Origin of the sequence: Achromobacter xylosoxidans, from assembly GCF_002192695.1 — a bacterium.
Classification (GTDB): Bacteria; Pseudomonadota; Gammaproteobacteria; order Burkholderiales; family Burkholderiaceae_B; genus Achromobacter; species Achromobacter xylosoxidans_C.
Genome location: NZ_MTLG01000065.1, coordinates 114,832 through 138,192, shown reverse-complemented (window position 1 = coordinate 138,192; position 23,361 = coordinate 114,832). Strand labels below are relative to the sequence as shown.

Here is a 23,361-nt window from a genome sequence, read left to right as displayed (position 1 = left end):
CGCCGTGGCGCGCCTGCCGCCGGACCTGTTCACGCCCGATTGAAAGCCACGTAGTAAAAGCCTCCCCGCGTAAACCGCGCCAGTTGAAAAAAACCCACACTGGCGCGTGCTTACCCGTTGATTCGCCTACACCACTTCTATAGAATCTTCAATTCGGGCCTGTGCCCATTCCCTTTCCCCCACATCTCACACCACTGGGAGGCGCAAGATAATGAATCCGCATACCGCCATCCCGCGCGTGTCCCCGCGACGTCATTAAGTCGTCGCCCGCGCGGACCCATCGCTGGATGCCTATCTAGCGACCGGTCCTCCGTGCCCGTCCCAAAAACCTGAACGCAATCGCCCGCGCCTTACCGCGCAGGCCGCTCCTTCCTCTTTCCACACAAGGACTCCCGGCGTCCTGGTGACGCCGGGCCATTGCAATGGCCAGAAAAAAAATTGATCTACGAGGACAGACCTTCAAGGACGTCCTTGGCTTTACCTTCCGCCATTGGGGCGCGCAGCCCTGGCGTACCTCCGGCATCATCGTGCTCGCCCTGCTGTCGGCGGTGACCGATGTGCTGACGCCGCTGTATGCCGGCAAACTGGTTGACGCCGTGGCCTCGGGCGCCGCCGGCGACGAGATCGTCTGGAGCGCGGCGCTGACCGCGTTCTGGCTGCTGCTCGCGCTGGGCATAGGCGGCACGCTGCTGCGCCAGGCCGTGTTCCAGAACATCATCACCTTTACGCTGAAGATGATGAACGGCATCGTCTCCAACGCGTTCTACCGCGTGCAGCGATTCTCCACGGACTGGCACGCCAACAGCTTCGCCGGCTCCACGGTGCGCAAGATCACGCGCGGCATGTGGGCGGTGGACATCCTGAACGACACGCTGCTGGTCGCGCTGCTGCCGTCGGTCGTGATGCTGGTGGGCGCTACCGCCCTGCTGGGCGTGCACTGGCCCATCATGGGCCTGGTGGTGGGCCTGGGCTCGGTGCTGTACATCGCCGTGACCGCGGCGCTGTCGCTGGGCTATGTGGCGCCGGCGGCGCGGCTGGGCAACGCCTGGGACACCCGCATGGGCGGCGCCCTGGCCGACGCCGTCAGCTGCAACGCGGTGGTCAAGGCCTTTGGCGCCGAAGACCGCGAGGAAGTCAGGCTGGACCGCGTGGTCGACAAATGGCGCCGCCGCACGCGCCGCACCTGGATTCGCGGCACGATCAACGGCGGCATCCAGGGCGCGATGCTGGTCGCCATGCAGGCGGGCATCCTGGGCGCGTCGCTGCTGCTGTGGTCGCGCGGCCAGGCCAGCGTGGGCGACATCACCTTCGCCCTGACGATGTTCTTCATGCTGCAGGGTTACCTGCGCGACGTGGGCATGCACATCCGCAACCTGCAGCGCTCAGTCAACGACATGGAAGAACTGGTCGCGCTGGAAAAGCAGCCGCTGGGCGTGGACGACAGGCCCGGAGCGGGCGAGCTGCGCGTCACGGCCGGCGAGATCCGCTTCGAGGACGTGACGTTCCGCTATGGCGCGCACGACAAGGCGCTGTACGACCATTTCTCGGTGCGCATTGCGCCGGGCGAACGGGTCGGCCTGGTCGGCCATTCGGGCTCGGGCAAGACCACGTTCATCAAGCTGATCCAGCGCTTGTATGACGTGAACGACGGCCGCATCACGATCGACGGGCAGGACATCGCCCAGGCGCGGCAGGCGTCCTTGCGCAGCCAGATCGCCATCGTGCAGCAGGAACCCGTGCTGTTCCACCGCACGCTGGCGGAGAACATCGCCTATGCCCGCCCCGGCGCCACGCAGGCCGAGATCGAGCAGGCGGCGCGGCTGGCCAGCGCCCATGACTTCATCATGGCGCTGCCCAAGGGCTACGACACGCTGGTCGGCGAACGCGGCGTCAAGCTGTCGGGCGGCGAACGCCAGCGCGTGGCCCTGGCCCGCGCCTTCCTGGCCGATGCGCCCATCCTGATCCTGGACGAAGCCACGTCCAGCCTGGACAGCGAAAGCGAAGTGCTGATCCAGCAGGCCATGGACCGCCTGATGGTGGGCCGCACCACGCTGGTGGTGGCGCACCGCCTGTCGACGGTGCGCGCGCTGGACCGCCTGCTGGTGATGGACCGCGGCCGCGTCATCGAGGAAGGCAGCCACGACGCGCTGATCCGCCTGAAGGGCGGCCTGTACCGGCGCCTGTTCGAACGCCAGGCGCTGGAGCTGACCAAGGGCCTGACGCAGTCGGAACTGCTGGAAGACGGCGCGGTCCCGCCGCGCTCGAAGGACGAAGAGGCCGACGAGTCCTCCTACGCCTACGCCAAGTAAGCCTGACAGCCGGTTCCGCGGCGCAAGCCGCGGGGCCGGCGGCTCAGGCCGGACGCTGGGCCACGGTCAGGCGCAGGCCGAAGCCGATCAACGCCAGCCCGAACACGCGGCTCTGGATCTTCTGGGCCCGCGGGCTGGCCGACATCCAGCGCCCCACCGCCCCTCCCGCCAACGCGCACAGCACGTCCAGCGCCAGGCCCAGGCTGACCAGGATCACGCCCAGCACCGCGAACTGCTGACCTATCGGACCCTGGGCGGGCGACACGAATTGCGGCAGCAGCACCGAGCAGAACAGCAGGGCCTTGGGATTGAGCACATTGGTCAGCACGCCGCTCAATAGCGCCGGCCCCAGCCCCGCGCGGCTTGCGGGCGCCTGTCCGGCGGCGTCGTAGGAAACTGGTCCTGCGCGCAGCAGCCGCACTCCCAACCAGACCAGATAGCATCCGCCCACCGTGCGCGCCGCGTCGAACGCCCAGGGGTGGGTCTTGAACAGCGCCGCCAACCCCAGCGCGGCCAGCGTCACGTGCGCGGCCCGCGCAATGGCCAGGCCCGCGGCCACCGCCAGCGCCTGCCCCCTGCCCCGCAGCACGCCGGTCTCCAGCAGCAGGATCATGTCGGGCCCCGGCACCACGTAGACGATCAGCAAAGCCCCTAGAAACATCGCCATATCCGCCATTTTTCCGCTCCTTTTCGTCCTGGCCCAGGCGATCATTCTAGGAAAACGGGGCTGGCATGTGCATCCTATTCATGCCATTGGATTTATGATGATTGGCATATTCCGCCAATCAAATAAACCCAATCCTGATTTCATGCCAAAACGCGAATTGGACGCCTACGACCGCCGCATCCTCGAGGCGCTGCAGCAGAACGGCCGGCTGACCAATGTGGAACTCGCCGAGCAGATCGGCCTGTCGCCTTCGCCCTGCCTGCGGCGGGTGCGGCTGCTGGAAGAGGCCGGCGTCATCCAGGGGTACGAAGCCCGCCTGGCGCCGGACGAAGTCGGCCTGGGCCTGACCGTCTTCGTCGGCATCAAGGTGGAGCGGCACCACGAGCGCGACTCCGCCCTGTTCCGCGAGGAGGTCAGCACCCTGCCGGAAGTCATCGCCGCGCACCTGGTGTCGGGCGAGTCCGACTTTCTGCTGCAGGTGGTGGTGCCCGACCTGCGCGCCTACGAACGCTTCCTGCTGGGCACGCTGTTGAAGCTGCCCGGCGTAAAGGACATACGCAGCAACTTCGCGATCCAGACCGTCAAGCCGCAAAGCCCGTTGCCGCTGGATCATCTGGCGAAGTGACCGCGCCTCCCGCACGAACTCACGCCATCGCCGCCGCGGCCCGGTCCACCGCCTGCGAGCGGCGCTCGAAGCGCGCCTGCGACATCTCCAGATAACGCTGCACCACGGCCGGCTCCGAGGTCTTGGGCGTGCCCCCGGGAAACGGCGGCTTGGGGTCGTACTCGATCTGCAGCTGGATCAGCTTGGCCACGTCCTCGCCGCACAGGTCCGCCACCACCTTCAGCCCCATGTCGATGCCCGAGGTCACGCCGCCCGCGGTGTACAGCTTGCCGTCCACGCACATGCGCTCGTCGCTGGGAATGGCGCCGAAGCGCGACAGCAGTTCGCGCGCGCGCCAATGGCTGGAAGCGCGCTTGCCGCGCAGCAGGCCGGCGGCGCCCAGCAGCAGCGAACCGGTGCAGATGCCGAATACGTAGCGCGCTGCCAGCCCCTGAGCGCGCGTGAACGCTACCCAGTCGGCGTCGACAATGGCATCATCCGTGCCCGGTCCGCCCGGCACCACCAGCAGGTCGCAGGGCGGCGCCGATGCGATGGTCTGCGTGGGCACGAAACACAGCCCGCGATCGCTGCGTACCGGATCGCGCGTTTTTGCGACAAAATCCACGGTGAAGCCCGGCGCGCCCGCCAGCACTTCGTACGGCCCGGTCATATCCAGCTGGGTCAGCCCCTCGAACAAGAGAAAATTCACATGCATGACGATGCTCCGTTAGAAACGACGACTTCCAGCATAGGCGGACGCGCCAGGACGCGCGCGCCAAATATGCCGCCGGATGCGCCACTGCGCGTGCTGTTCGTCCTGTACGACGGCTTTCAGCCGCTGGACCTGGCCGGCCCCTGGCAAGCCTTCAGCTCGGCCAACGAGGAAGCCGGCCGCAAGCTCTACCGCCTGGGCACCATCGCCGCCGCACCGCTGGTCGCCACCTGGGAACAGGGCCTGCGCATGCAGGTGGACGGCACCTTTGCCGACGACGGCGACGAGCCCCTGGACATGATGTTCGTGCCCGGCGGCCCCGGGGCGGATCTCGCGGGCGCCCATGGCGAGACGCGCGCCTGGCTGCGCCGCCGCGACGCGGATGCCGGGCGCACCTGCAGCGTCTGCACCGGCGCCTTCGTGCTGGCCGCCGCCGGCCTGCTGGACGGCCGCGCCGTCACCACCCACTGGCGTTCGGCCGACCGGCTGCGCCAACTCTACCCGGCCCTGCGCGTCGAAGACGATCGCATCTACGTCGAAAGCGGCAAGTACTGGACCTCGGCCGGCGTCACCGCCGGCATCGACCTGGCGCTGGCGCTGATCGAACGCGACTTCGGCGCGGACCTGTCGCAACGGGTCGCGCGCCGGCTGGTGGTCTTCATGCGCCGCAACGGCGACCAGCGCCAGTACAGCCAGGCGCTGCGCCTGCAGGACCGCGTGGCTGCGCCATTCCGGGACCTGGTGGAAAAAATCGAGGCGCAGTTGTCGGCGCGCTGGTCGGTCGACGACATGGCCGATGCCTGCCAGATGTCGCGCCGCACCTTCCAGCGCAAATTCGCCGCGCATTTCGGCGTGGCGCCCACGGAAGTGCTCAAGCGCCTGCGGCTGGAACGGGCGCAGGCGCTGGCGGCGTCCGGCAAGGTGTCCAGGAAGGAAATGGCGCGCGAGTTCGCCATACACGCGCCGCCGCAAGGAACGGTGCCACAGGCCTGAACCACTGCGCAACGCGGCAAGCGGCTAGCCGGCCAGCCCCACCGACACGCCCCCGCACACATACAGCATCTGTCCCGTCATGAAGCCCGCTTGCGGGTCCATGAACATCGACACCGCATGCGCGACCTCTTCGGGCTGGCCCACGCGCCCCACCGGGATCGCCGCCTCCAGCGCCAGCGTCTGCGGCGCGCCCGGCGGGTTGGACTGGTTGAACAGTTCGGTCGCGATGGGTCCGGGCGCCACGGTGTTCACCGTGATGCCGCTGCCCGCCAGCTCCAGCGCCCAGGTGCGCGTCATTCCGGCCAACGCCGCCTTGGACGCGCCGTAAACGGTGCGCCCGTCCTTGCCCAGCGCGGCACGGCTGCCGATGTTCACCACCCGCCCGTAGCCCGCCGCCCGCATGCCGGGCAGCAGGGCCTGCAGCAACAGGACCGGCGCCGTGACGTTCAGCGCCATGATCCGCGCCATCTGCTCCTGGGTCACATCACCGATGCGCGCGACCTGGATCATGCCGGCGTTGTTGACCAGATGCAGGACCCGGCGCTCGGCCGCCAACTCCTGGGCGGCGGCGATGGTGGCCACGGGGTCGCCCAGGTCGACCGAGCGGAACGTCTCGCCGGGCAAGAGCGCCGCGGGCGCGCCTCGGCTGAAGTTGACGACCTCGAAGCCATCTTCTATCAGGCGCGCGATGATGGCGCGGCCTATGCCCCGGCTGCCGCCGGTGACCAGTGCGGTGGGCGTGTTCATTGCGCGGTGATTCCCTTTTCCTTGATGAGCCCGCCCCACTTCTTGCGCTCCCCGGCCTCGAAGGCCGCCAGGTCCGCGCCAAAGAGCGTGCCGGGCTTGGCGCCCATGCCGGCGAAATTGGCCGCGACGGCCGGATTCTTCAGGCCGCTGCGCGCGGCCTCGATCAACTGCTTGACCACGGGCTCCGGAGTATTGCGCGGGGCGTACAGCGCAAACCAGGCGGTGACGTCGAAGCCCGGCAGTCCCGATTCCGCCACGGTGGGCAAGTTGGGCACCGAGGCGTCGCGCGTCGCCGACGTGACGGCCACGCCCCGCACCAGATTGCCGTCCTTGATCTGCGCCAGCGCGCCGGGCAGGTTGTCGAACAGCAGGTCGACCTGTCCGCCCGCCACCGCCGGTAGCGACGCCGACGTGCCCTTGAACGGCACGTGCAGCATGGTCACGCCCGCCATGGCCTCGAAGTAGGCGCCGGTCAGGTGCACCGACGACCCGATGCCCGGCGACGCATAGGTCAGCTTCTTGTCCTTGGACTGCTGGGCCGCCTTGATCACGTCGGCCACTGTCTTGTAGGGCGACTTGGCGCTGACGGCGATGACGTTGGGCGTGGTGGACACCAGCGCGATGGGCACCAGGTCGCGCTCGGGATCGAACGCCATATTGTTGTAGAGGAACTGGTTGATGGTCTGGGTGCCGATGGTGCCCAGGCCCAGCGTGTAGCCGTCAGGCTTGGCGCGCGCCACGTAGGCCATGCCGATGTTGCCGCCCGCGCCGGGCTTGTTCTCGACCAGCACGGTCTGCTTCAGGCCCGGTTCCAGCGCGTGGGCGATGGCGCGGCCGAAAATGTCGGCGCCGCCGCCCGGCGGATAAGGCACGACGACGGTGACGGGATGGTCGGGATAACCGGCGGCGTGCGCCGCGGGCAAGGTCAGGAAGGCCAGCGCGGCCAGGGCCGGCGCGGTGATCGCCAACCTGCGGTGCAGGAATTGCGTCATGGGCTTGTCTCCTATCGAACCCGCTGATTGCGGATTTCTTTTTAAAGTACGTAAATACGTACTATATTCATAAGAACATGGAAAACCTCCCGGAGACAAGCAGATGAAACGCTGGACCCAACGCCCCGACGGCTCCACCTGGGGCGACTTCGGCCCGGATGACGAGATCGGCCGCCTGAACCTGCTGACCGAGGAGAAAGTGCTGCAGGCGGTGCGCGAAGTGCGCACGGGCAAGGTGTTCTGCCTGTCCCTGCCGCTGGATCTGCCGGGCGGCAATGTGCTGAATCCGCGCCGCCACCCGCCGACGCTCAAGCCCACCTTCCGCGAAGGCACGCCCTACCTGAACTTCCAGATGTCGCAGGTGCAGCCCGAGGCCGTGGACGTGCTGTCCGACGACCAGGTCACGCTGTCCATGCAGTACTCCACCCAGTGGGACGGCCTGTGCCACGTGGGCGCGCTGTTCGACATCCAGGGCGATGGCCAGGCGCGCCGCGTCTACTACAACGGCTACGCGGCCGGCGTGGACGTGTTCGGCGGCGCGGACCCCGACAACTCGGACCAAGCCTGCTGCCCGCCCGGCGGTTCGTATGCGCGCAAGCTCGGCATCAACCGCTACGCCGAAAAAGGCATGCAGGGCCGCGGCGTGCTGGTGGACCTGGCGCGCGCCTACGGCCCCGGCCGCACGGTGGTCGATCTGGCAGGCCTGCAGAGCGCCATGCGGGCGCAGAACGTCACGGTCGAGAGCGGCGACATGCTGGTGCTGCGCACGGGCTTTGCCGAAGCGATCGTGGCCATGGACGGCCAGCCCGACCCGCACCAGCTGGAGCAGACCGGCGCCGTGCTGGACGGCTCCGACCCGGCGCTGCTGGACTGGATCACGCGATCGGGCATCGCCGCGATCTGCGCCGACAACTACGCGGTCGAGGCCTATCCGGCGCGCACGTCCGGCCCCGGCCACTCGATCCTGCCGCTGCACCACCATTGCCTCTTCAAGCTGGGCCTGCCGCTGGCCGAACTCTGGTACCTGAAGGACCTGGCCGACTGGCTGCACGCGCAGGGCCGCAACCGCTTCCTGCTGACCGCCCCGCCCTTGCGCATGCCTGGCGCGGTGGGATCTCCCGTGACACCCATCGCCACGGTGTAAGCCATGAACCTGCCGTACTCGACGTTCTCCGAACACCTGGACGCGCTGGCCGCGCGCCTGCCCGACGCACCGCTGCTGATCGACCAGGACCAGCCCATCGGCGCCGCGCAGCTGCGGGCGCAGAGCCGCGCGCTGGCCGCGGGACTTGCGCGTGTCGGCGTGCGCCCCGGGCAACGCGTGGCGGTCTGGCTGCCCAATTGCGCCGCCTGGGTGGAATCGTTCCTGGCCTGCGCGCACCTGGGCGCGCTGGTGCTGGCGGTCAATACGCGCTTCCGGGCGCTGGAGCTGGCCGACATCCTGGGACGCGGCAAGGCGGACTGGCTGGTGTTCTGGCCGGGGTTCAAGGGCATAGACTTCCAGGGCATCCTCGGCGAAGTCGCGCCGGAACACCTGGCGCGCCTGCAAGGCGTGATCGCGCTGGCGAATGGCGACGAGACGCTGCCCCCCAGCTTGCATGGCAAGCCTGCCCACCGCTACCAGGACTTGCGGTCCTGCACCGACGCGGCGCCGCCGGCCCAGCCCAATGCGGGCGTGCTGTGCTTCACCACGTCCGGCACCACCTCCAAGCCCAAGTTCGTGCTGCACGACCAGCGCACGCTGTTGAACCACGGCGCAGCCGTGGCGCGAGCCTATGGCTATGACGGGCAGAGCTGCGTGCTGGCCAGCGCGCCGTTCTGCGGCGCCTTCGGCTTCGCCACGCTCGTCGGCGGCCTGGCGCAAGGCGCGCCCGTGGTCTGCGCGCCGGTGTTCGACGCGGCCCAATCCTCTGCTGCGGTGCGCCGCCATGCGGTGACGCATACCTATGCCAACAACGAGGCCCTCGTCGGCATGATGCGCGCCGCAGCCCATGGCGACTTCGCCTCCGCGCGGCTGTTCGGCTTCGCCAGCTTCACGCCGGCGCTGGACAATATGCTCGACCTGGCCCGCGAGGCCGGCGTGCCGCTTACCGGCCTGTACGGATCCAGCGAGCTGGTGGCCCTGGTCGCCGGCCAGCCGCGCGATCCTGCCGAGGGCGAGGTGTCCGCGCGCCACCAGCCGGGCGGCACGCTGATCTACCCCGAGGCGCGCGTGCGCGCCCGCGATCCCGCCACGGGCGAGGTGCTGCCGCATGGCCAGTCCGGCGAACTCGAAATCCTCTCGCCCAGCCTGATGCAGGGCTATCTGGACAACCCCGAGGCCACCCGCGGCGCCTGCACGGACGACGGCTACTTCAAGACCGGCGATCTCGGCTACACGCTGAACCCGCGCCAGTTCGTGTTCCAGACCCGCATGGGGGATTCGCTGCGCCTGTCCGGCTTCCTGGTCAATCCGGTGGAAATCGAACAGGTGGTCGAAACCCTGCCGGGCGTGCGCGCCTGCCAGGTGGTCGGCGCCACCCAAAAGGGCAAGACCGTGCCCTACGCCTTCGTGCTGCTGCACCCGGACGCCGGGGCCGACCCCGCAGGCTGGACCGCCGCGTGCAAAGCCGCCATGGCGGGCTTCAAGGCGCCGGCGGGCTTTACCGTGCTGGAGGCTTTCCCCTCGGTGGAAAGCGCCAACTCGGTCAAGATCCAGAAGCACCGGCTGCGCGAAATGGCCGATGCCATACTCGCGGCTCCGACCACGACGCCTTCTGCCTGAACATGCCCGACCCCAAGCTCTTCTCGCGCAGTCCCCAGCCGCTGTATCTGCAGGCGGCGGCGCTGTTCCGCAGCAATATCCAGAACCGCACCTGGCGGCCCGGCCAGCAGATCCCGCCGCTGGAAGCGCTGATGGAAACTTATGGCATTTCACGCGCGACCATCCGCCAGGCATTCGGCCTGCTGGAAGACGATGGCCTGATCCGCCGGTCGCGCGGCTCGGGCACTTTCGTCAATGCCGAATTGCCCGAAACGCCCACCCTGCTGATTCCCAAGACCTGGGCCGAAACCGTGGAACTGAGCAACCAGCTGGGCACGGTGTCGCTGGTGGAATCCAGCGCCGATTCGCCCCTGCCCGACACGCTGGGCATGCCTTGCGGCGCGGACCGCAGCGGCAGCTTCCAATACCTGCGGCGCGTGCACACCACCGATGGCGCCCCCTTCTGCTACAGCGAGGTCTTCCTGGACAGCGTGCTGTTCCGCAAGCACCGCGCCCGCATCCGCAAGAGCACCGTGGCGCCGGTGCTGGACCAGTTCTACGGCGCGCGCATCAGCGAAGCGCGGCAGGTGCTGAACGTGATCGAGGCCGGCCAGGAATCCGCCGAGTCCCTGCAGATCCCCGTGTCTTCACCTGTGGCGGAAATACGCCGCTACGCCTGCATCGACGGCCGCGTGGTGTATTTCGCGCGGCTGGAGTTTCCGTTCCGCAAAGTGCGGATGGAATTCGACCTGCTGTCCCACCGCTAGACCGCTTTCACCACAAGGAGCCTCCCCACCGCGACCCGCCAGCGCAAGGCCAGAACAGAGCGCCGCAGCAGATCCCCAAGCGCCAGCAGTATCCGAACAAGATCCGGCATAAAGGAGACCCACCATGAAATGCCGTAGAACCCCCCGGATTTCCCTGAAGTTGCGCAGCACGCTAGCCCTCTTATCCGCCTTCGCCGCCGCACCCTGCGCCATGGCGCAGGCGATCTCCGACGACGTGGTTCGCCTGGGCCTGATCCTGGACATGAGCGGCGTGTACGCCGACGTCACGGGCAAGGGCAGCGCGACCGCCGCCGAAATGGCCATCGCCGACTTCGGCGGCACGGTGCTGGGCAAGAAGATCGACCTGATGGTGGTGGACCACCAGAACAAGGCCGACATCGCCGCCGCCAAGGCACGCGAGTGGTACGACACCCAGAAGGTCGACGCCATCATGGACGTGGCCGGCTCCGCCCCCGCGCTGGCCGTGCTGGAAGTGGCGCGCGAGAAAAAGAAGATCGTGGTGTTCAGCGGACCCGGCACCGAGCGCATCACCAACGACCTGTGCTCGCCCTATTCCGTGCATTACACCTACGACACCTGGTCGCTGGCCAACACCACGGCGCGCGCCACGGTCGAGCAAGGCGGCAAGAGCTGGTACTTCCTGACGGCCGATTACGCTTTCGGCCACACCTTGCAGGCGTCCGCCACCGAAGTCGTCAAGGCCAACGGCGGCACCGTACTGGGCGCGTCGCGCCACCCGCTGGGCTCCAGCGACTTCGCCTCGTACCTGCTGCAGGCGCAGGCCAGCCGCGCGCAGATCGTGGGGCTAGCCAACGCCGGCGGCGACACCGTCAACGCCATCAAGGCGGCCAGCGAATTCGGGCTGACCAAGGGCGGCCAGAAGATGGCCGGGCTGCTGCTGTACATCAACGATATCCACGCCATCGGCCTGGACGCCGCCGCCGGACTGACGCTGACCGAGGCCTTCTACTGGGACATGAATGACCAGACCCGGGCCTGGTCCCAGCGCTACTACGACAAGCTCAAGAAGATGCCCAACATGAGCCAGGCAGGCACGTATTCGTCGGTGATGCACTACCTGAAGTCGGTGCAGGCGGCGGGTACCGACGAGCCGACGGCAGTGATGAAGCAGATGAAGTCCATGCCCATCAACGACTTCTTCGCCACCAACGGCCGCATCCGCGAAGACGGCCGCATGGTGCACGACATGTACCTGTTCGAGGTGAAGAAGCCATCCGAGTCCAAGCGGCCCTGGGACTACTACAAGCTCGTGGCCACCCTGCCCGGCGACCAGGCCTTCATGCCGCTGTCGCGCTCGTCCTGCCCGCTGGTGAAGAAGTAGCGGCAACACGCGGGCAGGCATCGAGCCTGCCCGCGCCCCGCCTACGCAGCCACGGCCTCTTCCAACATTTCCAGCCGGTCCTGCCCCCAGAACACCTCGCCCCGGTACACATAGGCGGGCGATCCGAACACCCCGGCCGCGACCGCGTCGTTGGTGTTGCGGCGGTACACGGCCTCGATGCCGGGCTCGGCCGCCGCGGCCAGCAGCGCCGGGGCATCCAGCCCCTGCTGCACCAGGATGGCGCGCAAGGTCGCCTCGTCGGAGATGTCCTGCTCGTCGCACCACTCGGCTTTCAGGATGGCCTTGTACAGCGCCGCCACCGGCAGGCCGGCCTGGTCCGCGGCGATGACGATGCGCGAGGCCAGGCTGGCATCCGGGCACATGTAGGCCGGCTGCGGATTGACGTGGATGTCCAGCTTGCGGCACCAGCGCGCCAGTTCCGCCACCCGGTAGGCCTGGCGTTCGGGCGAACGCAGGCCCAGCAGGATGCCGCCGGTGCGGGCATAGACCTCGGGCAGGTCCACCGGCAGGTAGCGGATTTCCGCCTGCTGGCGCGCGGCCAGCGCCTCCAGCCTGTCGGCGCCCAGATAAGCCCAGTCGGAGTTCATCCAGAAGTAATAGTCGATGGTCTTCATGGCGTTCTCAATCATGGCGTTCTCAAGTTGGCGCGGGCAGGCACCCGCAGGGCCGCAACCGCAGGCGCCTCGCTGCGCATCAGCCAGGCGCTGAACAGGGCGATCACACCGAGGATGCTCAGGTACCACACCACATACTGCGGATCGCCCCCGCCCTTGGCCAGCAGCCAGGTCGCCACGATGGGCGCCAGGCCGCCGCCGATGGCGCCGGACACCTGCACCGCCAGCGAAATGCCGGTGTAGCGCACCTCGGCCGGGAACTGGCTAGAAAACAAGGTGCCTTCCGGCCCGTACAGGCAAGCGTAGACCAGGCCGACCGCCAGGCAAACCGCCAGGATGATCCACCCCGTGTCCTGCGTGCCCAGCAGATGGAAGAACACCGGCGCGCAGGCCAGGATGCCAAGCGTACCCACCATGAATACCCACTTGTGGCCGATCTTGTCGCCCAGCATGCCGAACAGCGGCATGGTGAACAGCGCCACGGCCGCGCCCCAGATCGTGGCGTCCAGCATCACCGAGCGCGCGATGCCCAGGGTGCCCGTGGCGTAGGCCAGCGAGAACGTCACCACGGTGTAGAACCAGGTCACTTCCGCCAGCCTGGCGCCCACCACCACCAGCAGCGCGCGGCGATGGTGCTTCAAGACTTCCGCCACCGGCACCTCGACCTTGGCGCCCTTCTCCTTCATCTGCTCGAAGTCGGGCGACTCGGCCACCTTCACCCGGATGAACCAGCCCACCAGCAGCAACACCACGCTGGCCAGGAACGGCAGGCGCCAGCCCCAGGCCAGCATGTCGGCCTCGGGCAAGCTGGCGACCGCGCCCATCGCCAGCGACGACAGGATCAGGCCCGGCGCCACGCCCGCCTGCGGCAGGCTGCCGAAGAAGCCCTTCTTGCCCTCCGGCGCGTGCTCCACCGCCATCAGCACCGCCCCGCCCCATTCGCCGCCCACCGCAATTCCTTGCAGGAAGCGCATCAGCACCAGCAGCACGGCGGCCCAGTAGCCGATCTGCTCATACGATGGGATCAACCCGATCAGGATGGTGGGCACGCCCATCAGCAGCAGCGTGATCAGCAGCATGGATTTGCGGCCTATCTTGTCGCCGTAATGGCCGAATATCACGCCGCCCAGCGGCCGCGCGAAGAAGCCCACGGAGTAGGTGGCGAACGCCGCCAGCGTGCCCGTCAGCGGGTCGAAGGCAGGAAAGAAGATCTTGTTGAAAATCAGCGCGGCAGCGGTGCCGTAGAGGAAAAAGTCGTACCACTCGATGGTGGTGCCCATCATGCTGGCCAGTCCGGCCGTCACGTAATCGCGGCGCGAGCGCGCAGCCGCAGGCTTGGTCGTCATCATCATGACTCCCCGAAAAAAGTGCTGGAAGAATGGGACTGCGCGGTATCAGGCGGCGGGCAGCGGCAAGGGCGGTATGCCATGCGTCTGCCGGGCCCAGTAATTGAACGTCGCGTTGACGATCGAGGGCTTGAGCAGATAGTCGTGCGCTTCGCGCGCCAGCGCGTCGTCCACCGGCGTCAGCGGGCCGAAGGCCTGCGCGCGGATCTGCATGCGCGCCGCGCGTTCCAGGTAGACCGACAGGTAGGTCGCCTCTTCGCAGGTAACTCCGGCCGTCAGGTAGCCGTGATGCGCCAGGATGATGGCGCGCTTCTTGCCCAGCGCGCCGGAGATGATCACGCCCTCCTGGTCGGCGATCGGCACGCCCGGCCATTCGCCCAGGAAGGCGCAGTCGTCGTGCAGCGGCGTCATGTCCATCTGCGAGATCACCAGCGGCTGGCGCGCCGCGGCCAGCGCCGAGGCCCAGGGCGAATGCGTGTGGATGATGGATTGCACGTCGGGCCGCGCCTCGTACACCCACAGGTGAAAGCGCGTGGCCGGGTTGGCCATGCCCTCGCCCGTCAGCGTATGCAGGTCGCGGTCCACCTCGATGAAATCGGCGGGCGTGGCTTCGTCAAAGCCCAGCCCGAAGCGCAAGGTCCAGTAGGCCCCCGGACGCTGCGAGCGCACGCTGATCTGGCCGGCCAGGCCGGCTTCCTGCTCGGTCATGGCCAGGATGCGACAGGCATAGGCCATGGTTTCCTGGATGCTGCGCGGCACGGCGTGCAGGTGGCGCGCCATTTCCTGCGTGGCGCGGGTGTCGAAATAGGATTTCTCTCGTAATGCGGTGCTCATGTCTTCCCCTGTGTATTGCCCGCGCCCTCGGCGCCACCGGACGCCGCGCGAGGTATGCACAGTATGGAAAGCCTGTCGCGATACAGCCATGCAGCCAGGGTCATAGCTGCTATTCGAGCCTGCCGGCCCGGCTACTGCAGCGCGATGCGGTGCGCGACGGCCAGCAGCTCGCTTACCAGCGGCAGGGGCTGGCGATTGGCCAGCGTGATGGCGACGACGCGGCGCCGCAAGATGGGGCTATGGACCCGGACCTTGCGCAGGCCGTACTCGGTCAGCAGCTTGTCGGGAATGCGGGACGGCAGGATGCAGGCGCCCACGCCCGAGGACACCAGCTTGAGCATGGCGTCAATGGTTTCGGCCTCGGCCACGAACTCCGGCTCCAGCCCCGCGCTGTGGATCATCTTGCGCAGCGCGTAATGCGGCGGAAAGCCCACCAGCCGCAGGTCCATGCCGGCCAGGTCGACGTCGTCCGGCAGTTGCACGTCGCCGCGCACGATCAGGCACATGTCGTCGTCGAACAGCGTGGCCGACGCCAGGTTGTCCGAGGCCACCGCCGCGTCGTAGACGAAGCCCACGTCCGCCTTGCCGCTTTCCACCAGCGCCACCACCTCGGGCGAACTGCGCCCCATCACCGACAAGTTCACGTGTTCATGGCTGCTGACGAAACTGGCCACCACCTCGGCCATGAAGTAGTAGCTGAGCGTATGCACGGTGGCGAGCCGGACCGTACCCTGGGTCACGCCTTCGCGCTGGCGCACGGCCTCCAGCACCCGGTCGATGTTCTTGTACGCGGGCTGGATGCCGTCGAGCAGCCGCGCGCCGGCCTCGGTCAGTTCCACGCCGCGGCCGGTGCGCACGAACAGCGGCTTGCCCACGTGGGCTTCCAGCGCCGCCAGTTGCCGGCTCAGCCCGGACTGGGTCTGGTCCAGGTCCTCCGCCGCGCGCGATAGCGATTTGAGTTCCGCGATGCGCAAGAAATAGCGCAACTGCCGGTCCGGTGTATCCATGCTGCCCTCCCGCCCCCTATTCGATGCGCTCATGTCGGCGCGGCTGACAGTGTGCACCAGGGACCGGTCCCGCACTACGGGGATTTGCGCTAAGCCCGGGTTGGCGTACCCTGGCATACCCGGCCCCCGCTGCACCAAGGAACCCCGCATGACCGCGTCCCCGCCCCAACGCCCCATCGCCGCCACCATCGCCGCCGTCGTGCGCGACGGCCGCGTGCTGCTGGTGCGCCGCGCCAACCCGCCTGACCAGGGCCGCTGGGCCTTCCCCGGCGGCAAGATCGACGCGGGCGAAGCGGTGCTTGCCGCCGCCGCGCGTGAACTGCTGGAAGAAACCGGCGTGCGCGCGGAACCGCTGCACGTGTTCGATGCGGTGGACGTCTACGACCGCGACGGCGCGGGCGCGCTACGCCGCCACTTCATCCTGATCGCGGTGCTGTGCCGCTGGCAATCCGGCGAGCCGGTGGCGGGCGACGATGCCGCCGACGCCCGCTGGGTGCCGTTGGAAGCGTTGGACGATCACTCGCTGGCGACCAGCTTCAGCGTGGCCGAACTGGCGCGCAAGGCGGCGGCGCTGTCGTCCGCCGCGCCGTAGCGCTTCAGGCAGGCGCCCCCAGGCCGCTATCCAGCAGCCAATCGCGAAACACCCGCGCCCTCTCCGGCATGGCGCCCCTGCCGGGCCACACGAGGTAGTAGCCGAAGTCCTCCAGCCAGGCGTCGCCGGCCAGCCGAACCAGGCGTCCAGCCCTCACTTCATCCCGCACCATCGCCACGGGCAGCAGCCCCGCGCCCTGGCCCGCGGCCACGGCCTGCAGCAGCAGGCTGCCATCATCGAAGGCAGGCCCTCTAGGCATGCCCGCGTCCTCCACGCCCTGGGCCGCGAACCACAGCTGCCAGCCGTTGCGCGCTTCGTCGTGCACTCGCGGCCAGCGCAGGAGATCCCGCGCGCTGGCCGGCATGCCCAGCTTCGCCACCAGGGCGGCCGATGCCACCGGCACGACCTCCACGGTCAGCAGATGTTCGCTTTGCAGTCCCGCGTAGCGGCCCAGCCCGTGGCGGATGGCGATGTCCGCGCCGTCCCGGCCGAAGGCCGCCAGCGCGTTGCTGGTGACGACCTGCAGGTCGATCTCCGGATGGCGGGCATGGAAGTCATGCAGCCTGGGGATCAGCCAGGCCGACGCGAAGAACGCGGTGGTGCTGACGGTGAGCACACGGCTCTCGGGCGGCTGGGCGACACGGGCGGACGCGGCCAGGATCTGGCGGAAGGCGTTGCGCACCGGCGGCAGATAACCGTGGCCGGCGTCCGTCAGCTGAATGCCGCGGTTCACGCGGAGAAACAGGGCCACGCCCAGATGCTGCTCCAGCGACTTGATCATCTGGCTGACCGCGCCGGGCGTCACGCACAGTTCCTGCGCCGCGCCCTTCACGGACAGATGGCGGGCCGCGGCTTCAAAGGCGCGCAGCGCGTTGAGCGGAGGCAATCGCTGAGCGGTCATGTCCAGAGAATTAAATAATTTAGTTTTTCTAATTCAAATTGAATAGAAATCATGGTTTGTACGCATGCCATATAGCCATTAGCCTGATCAGGTCTGTGACGAATACAAGATGGATAAAGAATAGATGAACTATACGGAAAACATCAAGGCCGCCGACCTGCACCAGCTCGACCTGCTGGCGCTCGCCGCCCTGATGCGGTCGGGCGATGTCTCGCCGGTAGAGATCACGCGCGCACAACTACAGCGCATCGAAGCCCTGGACGGCAGCCTGCGCAGCTACGCCCATGTAACCGCAGCCTCCGCGCTGCAGGAAGCGCAGGCCGCCGAAAGCGAAATACGCCAGGGGCGCTACCGCGGTCCCCTGCATGGCGTCCCCGTCGCGCTGAAGGACCTGTTCCGGCGCAAGGGCGTGCCGACGGCCGCCGGCAGCGCGATCCACCGCGGCATGCCCGCCGACCACGACGCCACGGTAGCCCGCCGCCTGCGGGATGCGGGCGCCGTGCTGCTGGGGCAGCTGCAGATGACCGAGGGCGCGTACTCCGACCATCACCCCGACGTCGCGCCGCCGCGCAACCCCTGGAACGCGGATTACTGGACCGGCATCTCGTCCAGCGGATCGGCGGTGGCCACGGCCGCCGGCCTGTGCTTCGGCGCGACCGCCTCGGACACGGGCGGCTCCATCCGCTGGCCCTGCTCCGCGACCGGGCTGACCGGCATCAAGCCGACCTGGGGCCGCGTCAGCCGCCACGGCGTGTTCGAACTGGCGGCCTCGCTGGATCACGCCGGCGTCATCGCGCGCAGCGCGGCCGACGCCGCGGTGCTGCTGGAAGCGATTGCCGGACCCGATGCGAACGATCCGACCGCGCTGCAAGCGCCCGTGCCACGCTACACGCTGGAGGCCGAAGCCCCGGTTGGCGGCCTGCGGATCGGCGTGGATGTGAACTGGAACCACGGCAACGTCGATGCGCAGACTCGGCGCATGATGGAAACGGCGATGCAGGCCTTCGAACAGCTGGGCGCAACCCTGGTGCCGCTGCAGTTCCCCATCGAGGACGCGGCGCAGGCCGTGCGCGACTGGGCGCCGCTTTGCGCAGTCGAAGCGGCGGTGGCGCACGCCGGCACCTATCCTTCGCGCAAGGCGGAGTACGGACCGGTGCTGGCCGGCGTGATCGAAGCGGGACGCGCGCTATCCGGCCTGGACTACCAGCGCATCTTGTTGCGCCGCATGGCCACGCGAGGCAAGATCGACGCCTTGTTCGCCCGGGTCGATGCGCTGCTGACGCCGGTGCAGCCCATGGCGCCGCTCACGCTCGAAGCCATCAGCGTGCTAGGGCAACAGCCCGGGCTGGTCGAAGCGCTGCAACGCTATACCTGCGTGTTCGACATGACGGGCCATCCCTGCCTGACACTGCCCGCCGGCCACTGCGCGGCCGGCATGCCCATGGGCCTGCAACTGGTGGCGGCCCATCTGGGCGAGCCCCTGCTGTTCCGGCTGGGCGCCGCTTTCCAGGCGGCGACAAGCTGGCATCTGCGCCGCCCGGCATTGTGAGACCAAAGATGAACATGCATGCGCAACCCGGCGCCAGCCGGTTCTTCCACGGTTGGCGGGTGGTGGCCGCGGCCTTCGCCATCACCTTGCTGGGCTTCGGCAGCGCCTACTCGTTCAGCGCCTTCGTCGACGCCTTGCAACGCGACTTCTCGGCCACGCGCGGCGCGGTGTCGCTGGTGTTCTCGCTGGCGGGATTTCTCTACTTCGGTTTCGGCGTGGTGAGCGGCCCGCTGGCGGACCGCTACGGCTCGCGCCGCATGGCCTGGACAGGCATGCTGCTGGTGGCGCTGGGCTTGGCGCTTGCCAGCGCCGCGCAGAGCATGCTGCAGATCTACCTGGCCTACGGCCTGGGCGTCGGGCTGGGCGTGGGCTGCGCCTACGTGCCGGTGGTAGGCGCGGTGCAGCGCTGGTTCCTGCGCCGGCGCGGGCTGGCCTCGGGACTGGCGGTCAGCGGCATCGGCGTGGGCACGCTGCTGGTGCCGCCGCTGGCCTCGGCGCTGATCGACCTGTGGGGCTGGCGCGCCGCCTATCTGGCGCTGGCCGCCGCGGTGGCGGTCCTGGGCTGCGCCGCGGCGCGCTGGGTTGAAAATTCACCGCAAGACCGCGGACTGCAACCCGATGGCGACGCGGCGCCCGCCGTCCGCGCGGGGCCGGCATCCGCGCCAGCCTCCGCACCGAAACCCGCGCCGGCCGGCGTACCGGTGCTCGCAGCCATCCGCAGCAAGGTCTTCGTCCTGCTATACCTCGCAGCCATGGCCGGCGCCTTCGGCGTCTTCGTGCCCTTCGTGCATCTGATCCCGTATGCCTTGGATCATGGCGTCGCGCCGGGACTGGCCGTGCTGTTGCTGGGCCTGGTCGGCGTGGGCAGCACGGCGGGCCGGTTCCTGCTGGGCACGCTGGCCGACCGCCTGGGCCGGCGCGCCTCGCTCGCCACGATGTATGGCGGCATGGCGGCGTCGCTGGCGCTATGGGCGGCTTGCGGCCAGTTCTGGACGCTGGCCTTGTTCGCCCTGGTCTTCGGCGCGTTCTACGGCGGCTGGGTGGCCTTGATGCCGGCGGTGGTCATGGACTACTTCGGCGGCCGCCACGTCAGCGGCATCATCGGCGCGCTCTACACCAGCGTGGCGTTCGGAACGTTGATCGGCCCGGTGGCGGCGGGCCATGCGTATGACCTCAGCGGCTCCTATCTGCTGCCCATCATCGCCAGCGCGGCAGGCAATGCGGTGGCGGCGGCGATTACGGCCTTGCTGCCGGGCCAGCCCGCATCGCAAGCCAGGCCGCCAGGCGCGCGCCGGGCTCTACTATAGAGGCCGGTCCAAGCCTTAACCGCCCGCCCATGTTCGACACCTACCTTTCCCGCTGGCAACTGACGCCCGACGGCGCGCCCATCGTCACGCGCGCCGCCCAGTTGCTGCCCGTGCGGCATCGCGGCCTGCCCGCCATGCTCAAAGTCTCGCACGAGGAAGACGAGAGGCAAGGCGGCGTACTGATGCGCTGGTGGGACGGCCAGGGCGCGGCGCGCGTGCTGGCGCATGACGGCGCGGCCATCCTGCTGGAGCGGGCCACGGGCGCGCGCTCGCTGGCCGAGTACGCGCGCAACGGGCGCGACGACGAAGCCACCCGCATCATCTGCGGCGTGCTGCAAGACCTGCATGCGCCGCGCGCCCGCCCCCTGCCCGCGCTGCGGCCGCTGGAAGAATGGTTCGAGGAACTGTGGCCCATGGCGCAGGCGCAAGGCGGCATCCTGGCGCACAGCGCCCGCCACGCCCGCGCCCTGCTCGACAGCCCGCGCGACCTGACGGTGCTGCACGGCGACGTGCACCACGACAACATCCTGGACTTCGGCGAGCGCGGCTGGCTGGTCATCGACCCCAAGCGCCTGCATGGCGAGCGCGCCTTCGACTACGCCAACATCTTCTGCAATCCGGACCTGGCGGATCCGGTCCCGCCCGTGGCCATCGTGCCCGGACGCTTCGAGCGGCGGCTGGAGCTCATCGTCGCGCAGTCGGGCCTGGAACGCCGCCGGCTGCTGCAATGGGTCCTGGCCTGGTGCGGCCTGTCCGCCGCCTGGTTCATGGGCGGCGGCGAGGACGCCGCGATCGATCTGGACATCGCCCGCCAGGCGCTGGCGCTGCTGGAACGCTGAGTCCCGGCCGCTGCAAACAAGGTATCCGGTTCGATGCGGTAAGGTGTAGCCCCACACCCCTTATCTCTTCATTCCTGGAGTACCGAATGACCGGATTGTTCATCGTGGTGGCGGCGCTGGCGTTCCTGATGCTGGCGGCGTATCGAGGCTATAGCGTGATCCTGTGCGCGCCCATCGCGGCCATGGGCGCGGTGCTGCTGACCGACCCGTCGGCGCTGGCGCCCGTGTTCTCGGGCATCTTCATGGAGCGCATGGCGGGCTTCGCCAAGCTCTACTTCCCCGTGTTCCTGCTGGGCGCCGTGTTCGGCAAGCTGATCGAGCTGTCGGGCTTCTCGCGCGCCATCGTGCAGGCGGTGCTGCGCCTGATCGGCGCCGAACGCGCCATCATGGCCATCGTGCTGGTCTGCGCGGTGCTCACCTATGGCGGCGTGTCGCTGTTCGTGGTGGTGTTCGCGGTGTATCCGTTCGCGGCCGAGATGTTCCGCCAGGGCGGCATCCCCAAGCGGCTGATGCCGGGCGCGATCGCCCTGGGCGCGTTCACCTTCACCATGACCGCCCTGCCCGGCACGCCGCAGATCCAGAACATCATCCCCACCACCTTCTTCGAAACCACGACCTGGGCCGCGCCCTGGCTGGGCCTGATCGGCGCCTGCTTCACCCTGACCGCCGGCATCGCCTACCTGGAGTGGCGGCGCAAGCGCGCGGCCGCCGCGGGCGAGACCTACGGCACCGACCTGCGCAACGAACCGGTCACGCCGCCCAATGAACGCGAGCACCATCCGCTGATCGCGCTGCTGCCGCTGGTGGTGGTGGGCGTCGCCAACTACCTGCTGACGCGCTGGATACCGGGCTGGTATCCGGCCGGCTCCGAAGTCGCGCTGCCGGGCCTGCCCAAGCCCATGCCGGTCAATGCCGAGGACCAGGTGGCGCTGTGGGCGGTGATGGGCGCGCTGATCGCAGGCATCGTCACCATCCTGCTGTTCTCGTTCCGCGGTATCAAGGCCCACTTCGCCGAAGGCAGCAAGAACGCGGTGTCCGGCGCCCTGCTGGCCTCGATGAACACGGCGGCGGAATACGGCTTTGGCGGCGTGATTGCCGCCCTGCCCGGCTTCCTGCTGGTGGCCGACGCGCTCAAGGCCATCCCCGACCCGCTGGTGGGCGAGGCGGTGGCCGTGACCTCGCTGGCCGGCATCACCGGTTCGGCCTCGGGCGGCATGAGCATCGCGCTGGCGGCCATGGCGCAGACCTTCATCGACAGCGCCCAGGCGGCCGGCATCCCCATGGAAGTGCTGCACCGGATCGCCGCCATGGCCAGCGGCGGCATGGACACGCTGCCGCACAACGGCGCGGTGATCACGCTGCTGGCGGTCACGGGCCTGACGCACCGCCAGTCCTACGGCGACATCTTCGCCATCACGCTGATATCCACCACCTCGGTCTTCCTGGCGATCGCGGTGTACTACCTGACCGGCATTGTCTGAGCCAGGCCGGCGGCGATGACCTGCGCCAGCCATTGCGTGAACACGCGCACCCGCGCCGACACCTGGCGGTTTTGCGGGTACAGCACCGACACGGGCATGGGCGCGGGCGGCGCGTCGGGCAGCACGATCTTCAGCTCGCCCGCCGCCAGCTCGCGTTCAATGCGGTAGCGCGGCACCTGCACCAATCCCAGGCCGGCCAGCGCCGCGCCGGTATAGAGTTCCGCGCCGGTGACGCTGACCACGGCGCTGGGGCGTACCTGCACAGCCTTGCCCTCGACCATGAAATCCAGCGGCAGGCTGCGCCCCGTGGCGCTGGACAGGTAGTCCACCGCCCGGTGGCCTTCCAGGTCTTCCAGACTCTGCGGCTCGCCATGGCGCGCCAGATAGGCCGGGCTGGCCACCGTGACTTGCGGCATCAGCGCGATCTGCCGCCCCACCAGCGAAGAGTCCTGCAGCGTGCCGGTGCGCAGCACGCAATCCACGCCTTCGCGCACCAGGTCCACCAGCCGGTCGTCCTCGCCCAGCTGCAGCACGATGTCGGGATAGCGCTCCAGAAAGGCCGGCAGGCCCGGCATGACGAAGAACCTGGCCAGCGTGCCCTGCGCATTGACCCGCAAGAGGCCCTTGGGCGAGGTATCCAGGAACGCGCCGTCGGCCTCCTCCAGATCCGCCAGAAGCCGCACGCAGCGCTGGTAATGGGCCTCGCCGTCATGGGTGAGCCGCACCTGGCGCGTGGTGCGTTCCAGCAGCCGGGCGCCCAGGCGCGCCTCCATCCGCTTGACCAGATTGGTGACCGTGGGACGAGGGATCTGCAGGTCCTCGGCGGCCTGGGAAAAGCTGCGCCTTTCGGCGATGCGCACGAACACCTGCATTTCCTGGAACCGGTCCATGCTTAGCCGCCCATTATTAATGTAAATGAAATTATGTTAGTGAATATAGAGTAATTATCTTTTTTCTGGAATAGTTCAAGATA

The 23,361-nt window shown here is 68.4% G+C and carries 22 protein-coding genes; 12 read left to right on the top strand and 10 right to left on the bottom strand.

Going from position 1 to position 23,361, the window contains the following annotated elements; all coding sequences use genetic code 11:
* Positions 1 to 422 precede the first annotated feature (422 nt).
* Positions 423 to 2,309 carry an ABC transporter ATP-binding protein gene (locus tag BRO63_RS11525; protein WP_088139925.1) on the top strand — a complete coding sequence of 629 codons (1,887 nt, stop codon included), beginning with the start codon at positions 423 to 425 and terminating at the stop codon, positions 2,307 to 2,309.
* A 43-nt stretch (positions 2,310 to 2,352) separates the two neighbouring features.
* Here BRO63_RS11525 and BRO63_RS11520 read toward each other — a convergent pair whose 3' ends face one another.
* Positions 2,353 to 2,976: a LysE family translocator gene (locus tag BRO63_RS11520; protein ID WP_256942885.1), complete on the bottom strand. Its 624-nt coding sequence runs from the start codon at positions 2,974 to 2,976 to the stop codon at positions 2,353 to 2,355.
* 142 nt (positions 2,977 to 3,118) lie between these two features.
* Here BRO63_RS11520 and BRO63_RS11515 point away from each other — a divergent pair, with 142 nt between their 5' ends.
* Positions 3,119 to 3,601, top strand: a complete 483-nt coding sequence (locus BRO63_RS11515) for an Lrp/AsnC family transcriptional regulator (RefSeq protein ID WP_054454795.1) — start codon at positions 3,119 to 3,121, stop codon at positions 3,599 to 3,601.
* 19 nt (positions 3,602 to 3,620) lie between these two features.
* Here the strand turns inward: BRO63_RS11515 and BRO63_RS11510 are convergent, their stop codons facing one another.
* Positions 3,621 to 4,295 carry a DJ-1/PfpI family protein gene (locus BRO63_RS11510; RefSeq protein WP_088139923.1) on the bottom strand — a complete coding sequence of 225 codons (675 nt, stop codon included), beginning with the start codon at positions 4,293 to 4,295 and terminating at the stop codon, positions 3,621 to 3,623.
* Positions 4,296 to 4,361: 66 nt separating this feature from the next.
* Here BRO63_RS11510 and BRO63_RS11505 point away from each other — a divergent pair, with 66 nt between their 5' ends.
* Positions 4,362 to 5,285 (top strand): GlxA family transcriptional regulator, encoded by a 924-nt coding sequence (locus tag BRO63_RS11505; RefSeq protein WP_088139922.1) that lies wholly within the window; start codon positions 4,362 to 4,364, stop codon positions 5,283 to 5,285.
* Between the two features lie 24 nt (positions 5,286 to 5,309).
* On the opposite strand, the gene BRO63_RS11500 is transcribed toward BRO63_RS11505, so the two are convergent.
* Positions 5,310 to 6,032 (bottom strand): SDR family oxidoreductase, encoded by a 723-nt coding sequence (locus BRO63_RS11500; RefSeq protein WP_088139921.1) that lies wholly within the window; start codon positions 6,030 to 6,032, stop codon positions 5,310 to 5,312.
* Positions 6,029 to 7,024, bottom strand: a complete 996-nt coding sequence (locus tag BRO63_RS11495; RefSeq protein WP_088139920.1) for a Bug family tripartite tricarboxylate transporter substrate binding protein — start codon at positions 7,022 to 7,024, stop codon at positions 6,029 to 6,031. The genes BRO63_RS11500 and BRO63_RS11495 overlap by 4 nt, the downstream gene beginning before the upstream one ends.
* Before the next feature lie 103 nt (positions 7,025 to 7,127).
* Between BRO63_RS11495 and BRO63_RS11490 the strand changes: the two genes are divergently transcribed.
* From BRO63_RS11490 to BRO63_RS11475, 4 genes are all read left to right on the top strand, one after another.
* Positions 7,128 to 8,168, top strand: coding sequence for a cyclase family protein (locus BRO63_RS11490; protein WP_088139919.1), 1,041 nt, complete (start codon positions 7,128 to 7,130; stop codon positions 8,166 to 8,168).
* Between the two features lie 3 nt (positions 8,169 to 8,171).
* Entirely contained in the window at positions 8,172 to 9,788 is a 1,617-nt protein-coding gene (locus BRO63_RS11485; protein WP_088139918.1) for an AMP-binding protein, read from the top strand.
* A gap of 2 nt (positions 9,789 to 9,790) precedes the next feature.
* Entirely contained in the window at positions 9,791 to 10,534 is a 744-nt protein-coding gene (locus BRO63_RS11480) for a GntR family transcriptional regulator (protein WP_088139917.1), read from the top strand.
* 124 nt (positions 10,535 to 10,658) lie between these two features.
* Positions 10,659 to 11,897 carry an ABC transporter substrate-binding protein gene (locus tag BRO63_RS11475; protein ID WP_088139916.1) on the top strand — a complete coding sequence of 413 codons (1,239 nt, stop codon included), beginning with the start codon at positions 10,659 to 10,661 and terminating at the stop codon, positions 11,895 to 11,897.
* 41 nt (positions 11,898 to 11,938) lie between these two features.
* Here BRO63_RS11475 and BRO63_RS11470 read toward each other — a convergent pair whose 3' ends face one another.
* The 4 genes from BRO63_RS11470 to BRO63_RS11455 all read right to left on the bottom strand — a co-directional run bounded on the left by BRO63_RS11470 (position 11,939) and on the right by BRO63_RS11455 (position 15,719).
* Positions 11,939 to 12,532 (bottom strand): 2-hydroxychromene-2-carboxylate isomerase, encoded by a 594-nt coding sequence (locus tag BRO63_RS11470; RefSeq protein ID WP_088139934.1) that lies wholly within the window; start codon positions 12,530 to 12,532, stop codon positions 11,939 to 11,941.
* Between the two features lie 11 nt (positions 12,533 to 12,543).
* Positions 12,544 to 13,881 (bottom strand): MFS transporter, encoded by a 1,338-nt coding sequence (locus BRO63_RS11465; protein ID WP_088139933.1) that lies wholly within the window; start codon positions 13,879 to 13,881, stop codon positions 12,544 to 12,546.
* Positions 13,882 to 13,926: 45 nt separating this feature from the next.
* Positions 13,927 to 14,712 carry an aldolase gene (locus tag BRO63_RS11460; RefSeq protein WP_088139915.1) on the bottom strand — a complete coding sequence of 262 codons (786 nt, stop codon included), beginning with the start codon at positions 14,710 to 14,712 and terminating at the stop codon, positions 13,927 to 13,929.
* A 131-nt stretch (positions 14,713 to 14,843) separates the two neighbouring features.
* On the bottom strand, positions 14,844 to 15,719 hold the full coding sequence (locus tag BRO63_RS11455) for a LysR family transcriptional regulator (RefSeq protein ID WP_088139914.1): 876 nt from the start codon (positions 15,717 to 15,719) through the stop codon (positions 14,844 to 14,846).
* A 148-nt stretch (positions 15,720 to 15,867) separates the two neighbouring features.
* Between BRO63_RS11455 and BRO63_RS11450 the strand changes: the two genes are divergently transcribed.
* Positions 15,868 to 16,311 (top strand): NUDIX hydrolase, encoded by a 444-nt coding sequence (locus BRO63_RS11450; RefSeq protein WP_088139913.1) that lies wholly within the window; start codon positions 15,868 to 15,870, stop codon positions 16,309 to 16,311.
* 4 nt (positions 16,312 to 16,315) lie between these two features.
* Here BRO63_RS11450 and gcvA read toward each other — a convergent pair whose 3' ends face one another.
* Positions 16,316 to 17,212, bottom strand: coding sequence for a transcriptional regulator GcvA (gene gcvA / locus BRO63_RS11445; RefSeq protein ID WP_088139912.1), 897 nt, complete (start codon positions 17,210 to 17,212; stop codon positions 16,316 to 16,318).
* A gap of 124 nt (positions 17,213 to 17,336) precedes the next feature.
* On the opposite strand from gcvA, the gene BRO63_RS11440 reads away from it, so the two are divergent.
* The 4 genes from BRO63_RS11440 (at position 17,337) to BRO63_RS11425 (ending at position 22,388) form a co-directional block, all read left to right on the top strand.
* Positions 17,337 to 18,761, top strand: a complete 1,425-nt coding sequence (locus BRO63_RS11440) for an amidase (protein WP_179215075.1) — start codon at positions 17,337 to 17,339, stop codon at positions 18,759 to 18,761.
* Positions 18,762 to 18,769: 8 nt separating this feature from the next.
* Positions 18,770 to 20,068, top strand: a complete 1,299-nt coding sequence (locus BRO63_RS11435; protein ID WP_088139911.1) for an MFS transporter — start codon at positions 18,770 to 18,772, stop codon at positions 20,066 to 20,068.
* A 29-nt stretch (positions 20,069 to 20,097) separates the two neighbouring features.
* Entirely contained in the window at positions 20,098 to 20,907 is an 810-nt protein-coding gene (locus tag BRO63_RS11430; protein ID WP_088139910.1) for an aminoglycoside phosphotransferase family protein, read from the top strand.
* An 86-nt stretch (positions 20,908 to 20,993) separates the two neighbouring features.
* Positions 20,994 to 22,388 (top strand): GntP family permease, encoded by a 1,395-nt coding sequence (locus BRO63_RS11425; RefSeq protein WP_088139909.1) that lies wholly within the window; start codon positions 20,994 to 20,996, stop codon positions 22,386 to 22,388.
* On the opposite strand, the gene BRO63_RS11420 is transcribed toward BRO63_RS11425, so the two are convergent.
* Complete coding sequence (locus BRO63_RS11420) at positions 22,367 to 23,278, bottom strand: LysR family transcriptional regulator (RefSeq protein WP_088139908.1); 912 nt, start codon at positions 23,276 to 23,278, stop codon at positions 22,367 to 22,369. The two genes, BRO63_RS11425 and BRO63_RS11420, sit on opposite strands and share 22 nt — an antisense overlap.
* Positions 23,279 to 23,361 lie beyond the last annotated feature (83 nt).